Below are 15,482 nucleotides of genomic sequence, written 5' to 3'. Positions count from 1 at the left end.
ACAACCACTTGAGCCCAAGCTCACGGATACCGCCACATCGCCGAAGCGGAGTGGATCACGGCCCCATGGCCGCGGCGGCGAGGGCGACAATGGGCGTTCGTGCCCGCAGCGACGGTCTACGGGCAAAGGAACGGGCAACTCGGACGTGATCGACTCCAGGTCGCCGACATGGCGGTATCCCGCCTCAGGAATACCGCCACATCGCCGAAACGGAGTGGATCACGCCCCGTCGCCCACCGCGGGGGTCGCCACGTCGTCCGATCCGTCCTTTATGGGGGACGTTCTGACGCGGCCACGCTGGCCGGGCCGGGGGCAGCGACGGGGGCGGGGGCGGCGACGGGGGCGGGACGGCGGCGACAGGGCGGGGGCGGCGGCCGGGGGCGGCGGCGACAGGGCGGGGGCGGCGGCCGGGGGCGGCGACGACGGGGGCGGCGACGACGGGGCCGGCGGCCGAGGGCAGCGGCCGAGGGCAGCGGCCGAGGGCGGCGGCGATCAGGGGCGACCACCAGCGGGACCCACTGGGCCGCGTTGGCGTTAACCCTGGCTTAGGGTCGGGATGTGCCGGCATCAACACCGGATCGGGGATAGTCGGGGCATGAGCCGTCGTTCGATCCTCGTCGCCACCGGGTGGGTGGCCACCGCCGCCGTGGCAACCCTGATCGGGCTGGGTGCGATCCGACTGGTGGGCGAGAGCATCACCGGCACGCCGGGCGGGGTGCGCAGCGAGGCCGAGATCGAACGCGCGCTCGCCTCGCCGGAGCCGGTGCCCGCCGCCACCACGAGCGCCACACCGACCAGCCCGGGCACGACGAGCAGCGCGGGCACGACGAGCAGCGCGGGCACGACGAGCGGCGCGGGCACGACGAGCGGCGCGCCGACCAGCCCGGGCACGACGAGCGTCGCGCCGACCGCCAGCTCTGGGGTCCGTCGGGGTTTCGCCACCGACGGCGGCACGGCCCTGGCCGAGTGCGGCGCCGGTGGCGTACGCCTCGTCTCCTGGGCACCCGCGCAGGGCTACCGAGTCAGGGACGTGGACCGAGGCCCGGACGACGACGTCGAGGTCACGTTCGAGGGGTCGAACCGCGAGTACGAGTTGAAGGTGCGCTGCATCGGCTCGGAGCCGGTAGCCGTCGCCGACGACTGACCGAGGAGTCGCGCCCTGCTACCCCACTGGCTGCTCGCGGTCTGCGGCTCGGCCGAGGGCGACCATGCGTATGGTCTCCTCCCGTCGACGGACGAGCAGCGCCCCGGCCAGGAAGGTCACCGGTGGGACGAGCATCAGCATCGCCCACTGCGCCGGCACCAGGGGAATGACGTGTCCCATGTACATGGTGGAGGTGGACCAACCGGCGAGGGCGCTGTCGATCACCAGGGCGAGCGCCGCGACCGGGAGGAGCATGACGACGATCCGTCGGCGTACCCCAGGGTCGAGCCTGGCGAGCGCGGCCAGCATGGCCAGCGCGGCGGTGGCCAGGCCGGCGACGTAGAGCCAGAGGACCAGCTCGCTGCTCGCCTCGATGCCGTAGAGGACCTGGTAGGACGTGCCGCCAACTGGGTCGAGCGTGGGGCGGGTCGCCCTGTTGATCTCCAACAGTGCGGCCATCACGGCCGGTGCGAGCAGCAACGTCACCAACCGGCGTACGCCCAGCAGCGCGACCACCCGGTGACGCGGTGCTGGCACGGTCAGCGCGGCGGCGGCCACGACGGCGAGGGCGATCCGCGGCAGGGTGTCCACCACGTACGTGAGATCGTCACCGGCCTGGGGAGCGACCAGCGCGCCCCAGCCGATCGCGCCAGCCCAGGCCAGACCGGCGGCCAACCAGCGCCACCCGACCAGCACGGCCACACAGACGCCCGCCCAGCCGGCCAGCCGCAGCCAGTCGACGAGGTCGGGGCTGCCCGGCCCGTACCCCGGTGGCATGCTCGGATCCCGGATGAGCTGGTCGAGCAGTGACTTCCCGGCGAGCGCGAACAGGATGGACGCGACCAGCAGGCCCGTCACCGCCGCCGCGTCCGCCCAGGTCGGCCCGGTGAACCCCCGTGCGCTCACCCGCAGCCGCGCCCGCAGCCCGGCGCCGACCAGATTCAGCGCGTCACCTGCGGCCGGTCGCCGCTGGCCCGGCCGGGCGCCGGCGACCAGCACGGCCAGCATCTCGTCCTCGTACGCCCGGCGGTGCTCCCATGGATAGACGGCCAGCAACCGTCGGTAGCGGCGTTCCAGATCGTCGCTGCTCACGCCGCACCTCCATTGCTCAGTAGGCCGCCGCGGCGCAGCCGCACGCGGGCGGCGTCCGCGTTGTGTCGCAGGCGGTCGGCCTCCTCGGCGAGCCGGCGCGCGCCGAGCGCGGTGAGTCGGTAGTAGCGGCGCAGGCGCGACTGCACCACCTCCTCGCGCTCGACCTCGATGAGGCCGTCGGCGCGGAGCCGGTCGAGGACGGCGTAGAGGGTGCCGGCGCGCAGGCGAACCCGCCCGTCGGAGATGCGCAGCACGTCCTCGATGACGGCGTAACCGTGTTTGGGTGCCTCAGCCAGCGCGGTGAGGACCAGGAACGTCGGTTCCCGAAGTGGACTCTCGGTCATGGCAGGGAGCATATACCGATCATCGGTATATGCAAGGTCAGCGAAATGGCCACCCGATCCGGACCTGAAGATCGCTATGCTCCTGCCGTGCTCCGCACCCTCGTTTTCGCCTCTCTGCTGCTGGCCGGTTGCTCCTCCACCGAAGCGCCCGCACCCGCGGCCAGCTCAACCACCCCCTCGGACAAGTCCGCCGCCTCCGCGTACACCCGCGTGGCGCTCAGCAACTGAACGACCGACATGGCCGGCACGGTGATCCGTACCGGCCAGGTCAGCGGTGGTGACTCAGCTCGCGTACGCCTCCACCTCCCAGAGCGAGTGGCCGTATCCGGTGCCCCGGGCGGTGCCGTAGATCCGCAGGTAGCGGCCGTTGGCACCGAGGCCGCTGTGCTCGTCCACGCCGCCGTCGGCACCGGTCACCGTCTTCACGGTGGTCCAGGTGGTGCCGTCGGTCGAGGTCTGGATCTGGTACGCGCTGCTGTACGCCGACTCCCAGCTCAGCTTGACCCGACCGATCGCGGTGGACGCGCCGAGGTCGACCCGGATCCACTGCGGGTCGGAGAACGTGCTCGACCAGCGGGTGGTGAGGCTACCGTCCACCGCTTGGGCGCCGGCCACGTCGGCCCCCTCGTTGCTGGACGTCGACGTCGGCTTGTTCAACAACAGGTTGGTGCCCGGCCCGGTCGGGTTACCGGTGCCGCCGTACACCTCGAACTCGAACAGCGAGTAACCCCAGGCGGTGCCCCGGGTGGTGCCGAGGAGCCGGACGAACCGGCCGGAACCGGTGAGCCCGGTCAGGTCGTCCACGCCGCCGTCGCCGCCGGCCACCGTACGGATCGTGGTGAAGTTGACCCCGTCCGGCGAGGTCTGGATCTGGTAACCACTGCCGTACGCCGCCTCCCAGGTCAGCTTGACCCGGTTGAGGGAGTACGTGGCCCCGAGGTCCACGTCGATCCACTGCGGGTCGCTGAACGCGCTGCTCCAACGGGTGCCCACCGCCCCGTCGAACGCGTTGGCCGCGACATACGCGCCCTCGAGGCTGGAAGCTCGGGCGGGCTTGCCCTGGGCCAGGTTCCCGGTGGGCGGGTCCGGATCGGGGCCCGGGCCGCCGGGGCTGGCCGAGAGGGTGAACTCGTCGACGTCGAAGTACGGGCCGGTGCCCTTGAAGACCAGGAACAGGGTCCGGGTGCCGGTCGGGGCGGTGACCCCACCGGTGACCGTGGCGAAGGTGGCGTACCCGCCGGTGGGCACCACGGTGGCCGAGCCGACCAGCGGACCGGTGGGCGAATCGACCCGCAGCTCCAACGTCCCACCGCCGCCGGCCGGGGCGCCGACCCGGGCGCTGAACGACTGGATGCCGGTCAGGTTGTAGGGGCGGAACGAGATCCAGTCGTTGTTGTCGACGTACCCGACGGCGGCCCCGCCGTGCCCGGCCGCGCCGGCGACGACCTGGACGCCGGACGAGTCACCGAAGTGCTCGGCCTGGCGCACCCGCGGCTGCAGGACGGCCTGGGTGTGTGTGGTCAGCGGCGGCTGGCCGCCCCCGCCCAGGTCGGTGTATTCCGCGTCGATGATGCCGAAGATGTTCGCCGCCGTGTCGTGCTCGCCGTCGGCCGAGGTCTGGATGACCCCGGTGCAGCCCTGCACGCTGCCGAGCTGGTGGCCGTGCGAGTCGTGCCCGAGGACATAGTTGACCTTCACCCGGGCGCAGTTGACCGCACCGTCCTGGGCGTCGGTGACGGTGACGGAGAACGGCACCGCGTCCCCGAAGGTGAAGGTCTGCCCGTTCAACGGGGTGTTCACGGTGACCACCGGGGCACTGTTGCCGACCGTGACGACCACACTCGCGGTGGCTGTCTTGCCGGTGGTGTCCCGGACCGTGAGCGTCGGGCTGCGGGTCCCGTTCGTGGTGTACGTGAAACTCGGGTTCGCCGCCGTCGAGTCGGTGCTGCCGTTGTTGTCGAAGTCCCAGGCGTACGTGAACGGGTCCCCGTCCGGGTCGAGGGTGCCGGCCGAGGAGAAGGCCACGGTCAACGGGGCGGTGCCGCTGGTCGGAGTGGCCGAGACGACCGGGCGTGGCGCCCTGCCGGTGCGGGCGTACTCGATGCGGTAGAGCGCCGAGTTGGCGTCGCCGTTGAACCAACCGGTGCCGTAGTCGAGCACGTAGAGCGCCCCGTCCGGCCCGAACTCCATGTCCATCACCTGGGTACCGGTCCACGGGAACGGATTGATCTTCAACGGCTGGCCGGACGAGTCGAGCTTGATGTTCTTGATCCAGCGGCGGCCGAACTCACCGGCGAAGTAGGTCCCGTCGTAGTACTCGGGGAACGCGACGGCGGAGGTGTTGTTCGGGTCGTACCGGTAGACCGGGCCGCCCATCGGGGACAGGCCGCCGCCGGTGAACTCCGGCGGTGATCCGGAGCCGCCGTACGGCAGCCACGCCGAGATGGCCGGCGGCAACTGGGTGATGCCGGTGTTGTTGGGCGAGTTGTTCACCGGCCCGCCCGCGCAGTTGAACTTCGGCCCGGACGGGCCGGACGGGAAGGTGTAGTCGTTGTACGCGTCGTTGCGGGCGGTGCAGTACGGCCACCCGTAGAAGCCGGGCCTGTCGATCCGGGCGAACTCGACGTTGCCCGCCGGCCCCCGGTTCGGGTCGGCGGTGCCCGCGTCCGGACCGTAGTCGCCGAGGTAGACGATGCCGGTGGCCTTGTCCACGCTCATCCGGAACGGGTTACGGAAGCCCATCGCGTAGATCTCCGGGCGGGTCCGCGCGGTGCCCGGCGCGAACATGTTGCCGGCCGGGATGGTGTAACCGCCGGCCGCGCTCGGCTTGATGCGCAGCACCTTGCCGCGCAGGTCGTTGCTGTTCGCCGAGGTGCGCTGCGCGTCGAAGGCCGGGTTGCGCCCGGCCCGCTCGTCGATCGGGGTGAAGCCGGCCGAGTCGAACGGGTTGGTGTCGTCGCCGGTGGACAGGTAGAGGTTGCCCGCCGCGTCGAAGTCCATGTCGCCGCCGACATGGCAGCACATGCCCCGGCTGGTCGGCACGTTCAGGATCAGCGTCTCACTGCCCAGGTTGATGGTGTTGTCCGCGTTCACGCTGAACCGGGCCAACCGGTTGACGCCGTCCCAGACGGCGAACTCGGCAGGGGTGCCGGTGGCCGGGGCACCGCCACCGGGGGTGCTCAGCGGTGGGGCGTAGTACGCGTACACCCAGCGGTTGGTGGCGAAGTTCGGGTCGGCCTTGATGCCCTGCAGGCCCTCCTCGTCTCCGGTGTAGACCGGCAGGGTGGCGGCGATCTTGGTGTTGCCGGCGGCGTCGGTGTGCCGGATCACGCCGTTGCGGGAGGTGTGCAGCACGCCCCGGTCCGGCAGGACGGTGAGGCTCATCGGCTCGCCGGTCTCCGCCGCACCCTTGGCCAGCTCCACCTGCTGGAAGCTGCTGTTGACGGTGGCGCCACAGTCGGCGCCGACCGCGCCGGAGGCGGTCATGATGCCGCCGAGCAGGTGCTGACGGAAGTTCGCCTCGGTGAACGACGCGTCGGTGTGGCCCAGGCCGGTGTACCAGGCCCGGCCGCCCGAGTAGTTCTGGCACCAGGAGATCGGGTGGTCGGCCCCCATGCTGCCGCCGGTGTAGGTGCTCTCGTCCAGGGTGGCCAGCACGTGCGCGTTGCCCCGGGGGTTGGTGCGGTAGTTGTACAGCTCGTCGAACCGGCTCCACCGCTGCGGCAGCGTCGCGGTGGACGGGTGCACCTGGTCGGCGACCTTGACGGTGGCGGTCTGCTCGGCCGGGTGCGAGGCGAAGTACGCCCCGACCAGCCCGCCGTACCAGGGCCAGTCGTACTCGGTGTCGGAGGCGGCGTGGACACCCACGTACCCGCCGCCGCCGGTGATGTAGCGCTCGAAGGCGGCCTGCTGCGCGGCGTTGAGCACATCGCCGGTGGTGGACAGCCAGATCACCGCGGCGAACCGGTCCAGGTTGGCGTCGGTGAACTGGGCGGCGTCCTCGGTGGCCTCGACGGTGAAGCCGTTGGCCGCACCGAGCTGCTGGATCGCGGCGATGCCCGGGGTGATGGATCCGTGCCGGAACCCGGCGGTCTTGCTGAAGACCAGCACGGTGAACGGTGCGGCGCTGGCCGTGGGTGGCGAGGCGACGATGCCGCCCGCCACGAGGATCGCGCTCAGCGCGACGCCGAGCCACGATCTCAGGGATCTGCGCACAGTGGGGTCCTTTCGCGGTGCGAGGGACGGCGTGCGCCGATCACGCCAGGCGGTGGTGGGACGAGACATGTGAATGCATCGTTGCCTTCTCGTCGCAGGCGCGTCAAGCCTTCTCCCGCGATTCGTGAGAGCGTTATCTCCGCAGGTGGGAGCGACTGTGCACAGGGAGATCGAATAACGGTTTTCGGGCCACGAACCACGTGGTGGGCGCCGATGCCGTCAGCTCTCAGCGACCGCCCGCGACCAGCTCGGCGATCATCCCCTCGCAGCTGCGGACGACGACCTGGGCCCCGCGCCGCTGCGCCAGCGGAAGCAGCGGGTCCTCCGCCCGGTCCCGCCAGCGCCACTGCGCGTCCGCGGCGACATCCCAGAGCCGTTGCACGGTCGCCTCGTGCTCGACACCGAGCCGGGCGGCCAGACCCACCCCGTTGCCGCCGATGAGCCGCTGCGCCTCGGCGGCCGACTCCGCGTCGAACCCGAGCCGGGCGTTGCGCAGCGCCACCAGCAGGCGTAGCTCCCGGAACTCGTGGGCACCGGCGAGGATCCGCTCGACCGCGCCGGCCAGTTCCTCAGAACCCCGGGTCGGCTCGGCGCGCAGCAGCGACTCCACCGCGGCCAGCGCCGACCGGGCCTTCAGCGTGTCGCTGCGGTCGATGAAACAGCGCGTCACCGACTCACGCAGCTCGGTGAGACCGCTGCGCCGAATGAGCTCGGCGGAGAGCTTCACCCGGCTGTCGAAACCACTGCGCACCAGTGTGGCCGCCAGCCGGACACCGAAGACCCCGAGCCGATCCAGCAGCGCGGCGCGCGTCTCGGTCTCCAGCCGTACCGGCAGCTCGCCACGGAGGAAGCGGTCGGCGGAGATCAGGTGGACGTCCAGCTCCGCCCTGGGCACCTGGGCCAGGGACGCGAGCGCGGCGAAGTCCGACTCACCGAGCATCCTGCCCGCCAGGCCGATCATCCCACTGCACGCCACGACGTTCACGCTGAGCGCGCTCACCCGCGGATCGCGGTAGTGCCGGCGGGCGAGCTGGCGGGCCGTGAGCAGGCCGTCGATCCGGCCTCCGCCGGTCTCATCCGCCCGGGACAGCACCATGATCACGTTGACCGGGGCGGCCTGCCCGACGGCGCTGTCCCGGCCGGACTCCAGCAGCCGCAGATCACTGTCGCGAGCATCGCGGGTCAGGTACAACACCGCGTCGGAGTCCCGCAGGACCCGCTCCAACACCGGTGCCTGCCCCTGCTCCACACTGCCGGTGACGGGCGGGGTGTCGATAAGCGTGACCTGCCGCAGCGCCCGCGTCGGCCACTGCACCACGATGTCGCGGACGTCCCCCGCGCCCCAGCCGAGGTCCACCCGCAGCCCGGTCGCCGACTTGACCACCGTCAACTCCTGCGGTGGCTGACCGGCCGGGTAGGCGGTCGCCCGCGGGGCGGCGCCGTCCTCGTACCAGGTGAACACGCCATCGGCCCGCTCGACCGGCGCGACCTCCTCGCCCATCAGCGCGTTGAGGATCGTCGACTTGCCGGATCGCCACGGACCGGCGACCGCGATCCGCAGCGGTTGCTCCAACCGGGCAACCTGATGCCGCAGCTGCCCGACCACCCGCGGATCGTGCTGGTAGAGATCGATGGCCTGGTGCAGCAACCCCCAGGCCGCCTCGTCCAGGCGCAGCCCCACGGTCATGCCTGCGGCTCCAACCGCAGCGGGGCCGAACGGGTACCGGTCAACTGCTGCGCCTGCTCGTAGAGCGCGGCCAACCGGGTCATCTTCAGCCGAATCTCACGCTGCCGCTGCTCGCGCAGCGAGGCATCGGTGTCGGCCTCCTGCTTGGCGCTGCGGAACGACTGGACGATCGCCTCCTGGAGCTCCTCGGTCAGCCCCGTGAAGTGGTCCCGCAGCATCCGCTGCACCTGCCGGGCGGCGTCCCGGCAGTCACGGATCATCCGCACGAAGAAGTCGTCGACATGCCGCTGGATGGCCGCCTTGACCGTCGCCTGGCGGCGACGGAGCAACTGCTTGCTCTCGTCGCGGATGCTCTTGCCGCCGAAGAGCGCCCCGATGCCGACCGAGACCGGGTTGATCATCGGCATTCCGGCCAATGTGGTCGCCAGACCGAACATCAGCATCCCGCCGTACGAGCCCTTCATGCCGGTGAACAGCTTCTGGCCGGTGGTGAACCGGTCGATCGTCGGCAGTTGCAGCTCCGGCACTCGCTCGCCGATGTCGTCCGGCATCGTCATCGACCAGGGCGGCAGCACGTCGTAGCCGTACCGGTCGAAGTTGGCGGCCACCCGGCGGGCGATCCAGTCGCAGCGCTGGATCAGCCACTCGTGGTTCGCCTCGGCGGCCTCCACCAGGCTCCGCTCCAGCCAGTCCTGGAAGGTGTCCCAGGCGACCAACGGGTCGGCGGTGTCGAACGCCTCGTCCACCGTGCGGAGGATCTGTCGGGTCCGGTCCCGGAGGTCGTACTCGATGTCGGAGAGCAGGTCGGCGATCTCGTCGCTGAGAGTGTTCTGCCACCGGGTGGAGCAGCGGCGCAGCTCGTCGACCTCACGCTGCGCCGCGTGCAGCCGGGAGATCGGCCCGGACTGCTCCTCGGCCTCCTGGGTGGCCAGCTCGGCACGCAGCGGCGCGGCCAACTGCTCCACCACCGTCCGAGCCACCGTCTGCACCGACGCCCGGGCCAGCTGGTCGGCCTTGCCGGCCAGGTCATGCTGCAGTCGGGCGATCAGTGCGGGAAACCCGGACTCGGCGTTGAGGCCCCGGTCGTCGGCCGCGGCAGCGCGCAGCCGCAGCGCCGCGGAGACCGGGATCAGCGCCGCCGGGACGCCGGCTTCGGCCAGGTGCTGACGATTGCGCTCGGCGACCGTCCGCCAGTCCGCCACCAGATCGGTCTTGCTCTGCACCACCATCACGTTCGGGTGCGAGCGCATGACGTGCAGCAGCATGTTCAGCTCGGCAACCGAGAGTTCCCGGGTGGAGTCGGTGACCAACAGCACGGTGTCCGCCCGGGCGGGAGCAGCGACCGAGGCAGGGCCGCCGATACCGGTGACCTCGTCGGTGCCGGGAGTGTCCACCAGCACCAGTCCGGCGCCGAGCAGGGCACGGGGGATTCCGATCTCGACGTACGCGGGGCCGCCGCCCGGCCGCCGTCCGATCATGCCGGCCACGCTCTCCGCGACCTGGTTGAGCGCCAGCGGGGTCCGCTCGACGGTCGCCGCGACCGCGGTGCCGGACGGCCGGCCGGGTGCTGGTGGCGGAGCCTGCGCCACCGCGACGGACGCGGCCTCGGCATGCTGCACCACGGTCGGTAGGACGGTCGTGCGGCCGTCGCCGACCGGGCAGGCCGGCGCGTTGATGATCGCGTTGATCAGCTGACTCTTGCCCTGATTCGGTTCACCGATGACCAGGACGCGCAGCGTCGGATCCAGCAGTTGGGCGCGTTTCTGCCGAACCGTCTGGAGCAGGTCACCACGACCGTGCGCACTGCACGTCCGGGCGATGTCGTCCAGCACGTCCAACCAGATCCCGGCCATCACCGCACCAAGTGTGCTGATTTCAGCTCAATTAGCAAGAGGGACCGGATGTGGAACCGGAAAGGGCCGGATCGCCCGAGACGATCCGACCCTCCGCTCCGACCGGAAATTCCCGTCAGAGCAGACCGCCGGTGATGCCGAGCAGGCCGTGGTCGGACGACGCGTCCGAGTCATCCAGCACGCCGTCGGTGACGCCGCCGGTCACGTCACCGACCGTGCCGGTGACACCGGGGAGGAGACCGTCCACCTGGTGCGTCACACCACCCACCACCGGCGGCACGTCGAGCGGCGGGACGACTCCGCCGACAACGCCACCGTCGTGCCCCAGGCCCAACCCGCCCAGGGTGTCGTCGACACCGAGGGAGCCGACGATGCCGTTGACCTGACCGTGGGCTCCGGAGAGGAGGCCGCCGGTCAGGTCGCCACCGACCAGACCCGGGTCGGTGCCGTCCAGCAGGCCGGTCGAGTCGCCGACCACGCCGGTGACGTCCCCGACCACCGGGTCCGCGATCGCGTCCACCGGCTGCACCACGTCGGCGTCGAGGGTGTGCGCCACGTCGGCGACACCGGTCAGGTCGGTGTCGAGGCCGTACGGACCGACGCCCAGGCCGATCCCCGGCAGCACGGTGACCCCTGCGGCAGCCGCCGACGGGTCGACGGCGAAGGCACCGAGCACGCCGGCCTTGACGTCCACGCCGTAGGGGGAACTCGTGACACTGATCTGCTGCGCCACGCTCTGCAACTGGCCCACCACGTCGGTGGTGTCGGTGACCAGCGGGTCCAGCCCGAGCTGCCCCACGGTCGGGGCCAACGCCCCGAGGCCCTGCCCCGGTGCGTAGTCGACGACCAACGGCACGACGTCCTGCACGTCGGCCGCCGTGATGTCGGTCAGCCCCGCTGACCGCAGCGCACCCTCGGGGTCGAGGTCGAAGGCCGACCGGGCGTCGGGGTTCGTCAGCAGGTCGAGCACGAAGTCGTGGAGGGTCTGTTGCGAGTCCATGTGCCGGTTCTCCTCGGATGTGGCGTCGGCGGGTGTCGTACGTCGACAGTGACGCTATTGCCGGGCACGCCCCCGGGCATCGGGGCTCAGCCCGCATCCGGGCCGGTTGAACTAGGGGCACCGCCACCTCGTACGTTAGGGGGACAGGGGGAAACCGGACCGGCGAGATTAGGGTCCCGACCAGGGACTGATCTCTGGTACGAACGTAGGAGCCCGCGGGGTTCGCCGGGGGTGGGTGGTCGGGCAGCACCGACGCCGTCGCCACCGACCGGCCGATCCACGGGGGGAGATAGGGACCATGCCGTACGTCCTGGGGATAGACATCGGAAGCACCAACACGGCTGCCGCGGTCGCGCGGCGGCATGGCACGACCTGGACCCGTCCCGAGGCCGTTCCGCTGCACGTCGGCTCGACTCTCGTACCGTCGGTGCTGTGCCTGTCGGAGGACGGCTCGCTGCACGTGGGCGAGCCCGAAACCGACGACGGCAGCCGCACCACGCGGGACTTCGTCCACCGGATCGGTGACGACGTGCCCCTACTGCTCGGTGGCGAAGCATGCACGCCGCAGACGCTGACCGCGGAGCTGGCGGCGTGGGTGGTGGATCGGGTCCACGCCCTGGAGGGCGGTCCCGCCGAGGCGATCGTGCTCAGCCACCCGGCGGGGTGGCGCCCCTACCGGCGAGAGGTGCTGCACCGGGCGCTGTCGGGCTTCGGGTTGCGGCACGTGACGTTGCTGCCGCGCACGGTCACGGTGGCCGAGAGTCACGCGGCCCGTGGCTTCGCGGGCAGCACCGCCGTCGTCTACGCCCTGGGGGGCAACAGTTTCGAGGCGGCACTGGTGCGTCGCACCCCGCGCGGCACGTACGAGACGTTCGGCACTCCCCAGGGTCTCGACTCGATTGGCGGCGCCGACTTCGACGAGGCGCTGGCCGGGTACGCCCGTACGACGCTGGCCCGGGAGTTGGCCACCACCGCACGCCGCGGCACCCAGGCCGCGTTGCGCGGGCTGCGCGCCGAGTGTGACCGGGTCAAGCGGGTGCTGACCGTCGATCTGACGGCCGACGTGGTGCTGACCCTGCCGAGCGGGCCGGCCCGGATACCGGTGACGCGGGCGCAGTTCGAGCAGATGATCCGCCCGACCGTGCAGGCCACCGTCGACCTGCTGCTGCGGGCCGTGCAGAGTGCCAACCTGACGCCGGCGCAGCTCGACGGCGTCCTGCTGGCGGGCGGCTCGACCCGCGTTCCGCTCGTCACCGAGCTGATCAGCGCGGCGCTCCCGGTGCCCGTCGAGGTGGAACCGGACTCCCAACTGACCGCCGCCACCGGGGCGGCGATGGCCGCCTGCCAGGTGGTGTCGCCGCGCCCCCGCCCGCCGGCGCCGGTCCGCGACCCGGCCCCGGTGAGCGGTGCCGGGCGGGCCAGCGTTCCGGCACCACGCCGCCCGCACCACGACACCACCGTCCCGGGTGATCCGCCACCGCGACCACCGGTCCGGGTCCTCCCACTGGAACTGCCGAAGCCGTCCCGCCTGGTGCTGGCCCGCAGCCGGGGACGCGAAGGATGACCTCAATGATCATGAATGGCATCGCCGAGCCGGGGCTGACGCTGGACAAGGGGCCGCAGGCCCTGCTGGACGCGGTCGGGCAGGACCCGACCGGCCCACTCACCGTTGGCATCGCCGGCCCCGGTGGGCATGGAAAGACCGCGCTGCTCGCGGAGCTGGCGCGGATCCACCAGCGGGCCGGGATCACCGTACGCACGGCCGCCCCGGAGCCCGGTGAACCGGTCGACCCCGACGCGCTGCTGCTGGTCGACGACGCGCACCTGCTCGACGACGCACGCGTCGGGGTTCTTCTGCGTCTGGTCGCCACCCGTCGGCACCGGCTGGTCGTCGCCCACCGCCCGTGGCCCCGGTCGGCGGCGCTCAGCGAGTTGGTCGACTCCCTCCGGCGGGACGGGCAGGCCGTGCTCCTCACGCCGTTCACCCGGGAGCAGACCGCCGCCTACCTCGCCGCCACGCCAGAGCTGGACCGCCCCGGTGACCTGGTCGACTTCGTGCACGCACAGACCGCCGGCGTACCCCGGGACGTCGAACGGCTGGTCCGTGGCCTGGCCGGCGCGGAGATCCCCGCCGGCACGGTGGTCACCCCACCCCGGTCCGCCGTCGGCGAGTTCGCGCCGGACCTGGACGTGCAGCCCGCCGAGGTACGACTCCTGCTGCTCGCCGTCGCGGCCGGCGGGCTGCTGCCGGTGAGCATGCTCGGCACGCTCCTGGGCCGGGAGCCGGCGGCGGTGGACGACCTGATCGCCGCGACGCGGGCGGCCGGGCTGCTCGGCGCCGACGGCCGGCTCGCGCCGATCGTCCGGCGGGCCGTCACGACGCTCAGCCCCGCGACCGACCGGACCGCGGTCTGGCGCCGGCTCACCGAGTTGCAGCTCGCCCGGGGCGGCGCGGTGTTGCCGCTGGTCCGCTCCCTGCTGGCGGTGGGCGCGCTCGGTGACTGCCCGGCCTCGACCCTGGCCGCCGCGGCGGGTGAGGCGCTGGCCGACGAGCCGGCGTTCGCGGCCGAGTTGTTCGCGGCCGCCACGGCGGCCGGACGGCCGGCGAGCGCCGAGCAGGCACTCGCCGCCGCGCTCGCCGGCAACCTCGACGACGCCCTGCGACTCGCGGACCGACTGCTGGCCACGGCCGCCCCGCCCGACCGTGCCGAGGCGGCCGTGGTGGCCGCGACCGCCCTGGCGCATCGCGGTCACGTCGGTCGCAGTGTGGAGCTGTACCGGTGGTCAGGCACCGCCTCGGCGGCGGCCTTCGCCATCGTCGGCCGCCTCGCCATGGGCGACCTGGGCGTCACAGCCGAGCCGCCGGCCGCCGACCCCACGGACGAACCACCAACCCTGCACGCCAGCGCCGCCCGCCTGATGGCCAACGGGGTACGCGAGAGCGTGAGCGGTCCGCCGACCGCAGCGCTCTCCGCACTCGTGCAGGCCGCCGCGCTGCTGGAGCCGGACGGACGGGCGGCACTCCTGCCGGACAGCCCGGCGGCCCTCGCCGCGTTGACCGCGGTGCACTGCGGTGAGCTGGAGATCGCCGAGCGGGTGCTGCACCGGGCCCTGAGTGCCGGCGTCGGTGGCCCGCTGATGGCGCGCCGCCACCGGCTGTTGCAGGCCTGGATCCTGATGGTCCGGGGCGAGACGCACGCCGCGACCGAGCGCCTCGCCACGGTGACGCTCGACGGGCGGCAGTTGGAGTCACGCGATCTGCTCTTCGCCGCCGCGATCCGGATGGGCATCGCCCGGCGCAACAGCGACCTCGGGGCGCTCAAGCGTGGCTGGGGGCAGGCGCTGGAGGCGGTGGTCCGGCACCCCGTCGACCTGTTCACGCTCCTGCCGCTGGGTGAACTGGCCATCGCGGGCGCGCGGCTGGGTGATCTGGCCCGGCTCGAACCGTACCTGCGGGAGGGGCGCGCGCTGCTCGGCCGCCTCGGTAACCCACCACTGTGGGGCGTGCCGCTGCACTGGAGTGGGCTGCACGCCGCGATCCTCACCGGCGAGCCGGCCCTCGCCGACGGACACGTCGCCGCGCTGCTCGCCTCGGCCGAGCACAGCCGGTACGCCGCCGTGGTCGCCGCCGCCGCGGAGAGCTGGGTGGAGGTGCTCCGGGGCGTCGTCGATCCGGCCCGGGTGGAGGCCGCCGCCCGGGGGCTGCACGACACCGGGTTGTGCTGGGACGGTGCTCGCCTCGCCGGTCAGGCCGCGATCCGTACCGCGGACCGGCGGGCGATGACCACCCTGCTGGAGTGCGCCCGAGCATTGCAGGGGCGACCGCCCGGCGGTCACGGCGGGTCGACGTCGACGACCGCCGAGAGCACGGCGCGGGCCACCGGCCCGACCCAGCAGGGGCTCAGCGACCGCGAGTACGAGGTTGCGGAGCTGGTGCTGGCCGGGTTGACCTACCGGGAGATCGGCGACCGGCTCTTCATCTCGGCCAAGACGGTGGAACACCACGTGGCACGGATGCGCAACCGGCTGAACTGCGCCAACCGCGCCGAGTTGCTGGCTCTGCTGCGCACCATCGTCGCCGATCGGGCCAGCGATACGGCCGGGCAGCCGTGGCCGCAGCGGGCGACCCGATGAGGCGCCCACCTCG

The 15,482-nt window shown here is 72.3% G+C and carries 10 protein-coding genes; 4 read left to right on the top strand and 6 right to left on the bottom strand.

The window, feature by feature from the left end:
* Positions 1-595 precede the first annotated feature (595 nt).
* The gene (locus tag C7C45_RS26375; protein ID WP_110566393.1) at positions 596-1,144 is read left to right on the top strand and encodes a septum formation initiator; all 549 of its coding nucleotides are present in this window, start codon (positions 596-598) and stop codon (positions 1,142-1,144) included.
* An 18-nt stretch (positions 1,145-1,162) separates the two neighbouring features.
* Here the strand turns inward: C7C45_RS26375 and C7C45_RS26370 are convergent, their stop codons facing one another.
* Positions 1,163-2,236 (bottom strand): hypothetical protein, encoded by a 1,074-nt coding sequence (locus C7C45_RS26370; RefSeq protein ID WP_110566392.1) that lies wholly within the window; start codon positions 2,234-2,236, stop codon positions 1,163-1,165.
* Positions 2,233-2,580: a PadR family transcriptional regulator gene (locus tag C7C45_RS26365; RefSeq protein WP_110566391.1), complete on the bottom strand. Its 348-nt coding sequence runs from the start codon at positions 2,578-2,580 to the stop codon at positions 2,233-2,235. The genes C7C45_RS26370 and C7C45_RS26365 overlap by 4 nt, the downstream gene beginning before the upstream one ends.
* 87 nt (positions 2,581-2,667) lie before the next feature.
* On the opposite strand from C7C45_RS26365, the gene C7C45_RS34220 reads away from it, so the two are divergent.
* Positions 2,668-2,808, top strand: coding sequence for a hypothetical protein (locus tag C7C45_RS34220; protein WP_167454834.1), 141 nt, complete (start codon positions 2,668-2,670; stop codon positions 2,806-2,808).
* Positions 2,809-2,862: 54 nt separating this feature from the next.
* Here the strand turns inward: C7C45_RS34220 and C7C45_RS26360 are convergent, their stop codons facing one another.
* The 4 genes from C7C45_RS26360 to C7C45_RS26345 form a co-directional block, all read right to left on the bottom strand.
* A complete protein-coding gene (locus C7C45_RS26360) occupies positions 2,863-6,795 on the bottom strand; it encodes a ThuA domain-containing protein (protein WP_110566390.1) in 3,933 nt (1,310 codons plus the stop codon).
* A 226-nt stretch (positions 6,796-7,021) separates the two neighbouring features.
* Positions 7,022-8,482, bottom strand: coding sequence for a P-loop NTPase family protein (locus C7C45_RS26355; protein ID WP_110566389.1), 1,461 nt, complete (start codon positions 8,480-8,482; stop codon positions 7,022-7,024).
* Positions 8,479-10,335: a dynamin family protein gene (locus tag C7C45_RS26350; protein WP_110566388.1), complete on the bottom strand. Its 1,857-nt coding sequence runs from the start codon at positions 10,333-10,335 to the stop codon at positions 8,479-8,481. The genes C7C45_RS26355 and C7C45_RS26350 overlap by 4 nt, the downstream gene beginning before the upstream one ends.
* 115 nt (positions 10,336-10,450) lie before the next feature.
* A complete protein-coding gene (locus C7C45_RS26345; protein ID WP_110566387.1) occupies positions 10,451-11,335 on the bottom strand; it encodes an IniB N-terminal domain-containing protein in 885 nt (294 codons plus the stop codon).
* 298 nt (positions 11,336-11,633) lie between these two features.
* Here C7C45_RS26345 and C7C45_RS26340 point away from each other — a divergent pair, with 298 nt between their 5' ends.
* On the top strand, positions 11,634-12,899 hold the full coding sequence (locus C7C45_RS26340; protein ID WP_110566386.1) for an Hsp70 family protein: 1,266 nt from the start codon (positions 11,634-11,636) through the stop codon (positions 12,897-12,899).
* A 5-nt stretch (positions 12,900-12,904) separates the two neighbouring features.
* Entirely contained in the window at positions 12,905-15,469 is a 2,565-nt protein-coding gene (locus tag C7C45_RS26335; RefSeq protein ID WP_208641346.1) for a helix-turn-helix transcriptional regulator, read from the top strand.
* The last annotated feature ends 13 nt before the right edge of the window (positions 15,470-15,482 follow it).

Origin of the sequence: Micromonospora arborensis (assembly GCF_003205615.1) — a bacterium.
Lineage (GTDB): Bacteria > Actinomycetota > Actinomycetes > Mycobacteriales > Micromonosporaceae > Micromonospora > Micromonospora arborensis.
The sequence above is the reverse complement of the archived record's forward strand: the minus strand, read 5'-3'. Positions and strand labels throughout refer to the sequence as shown.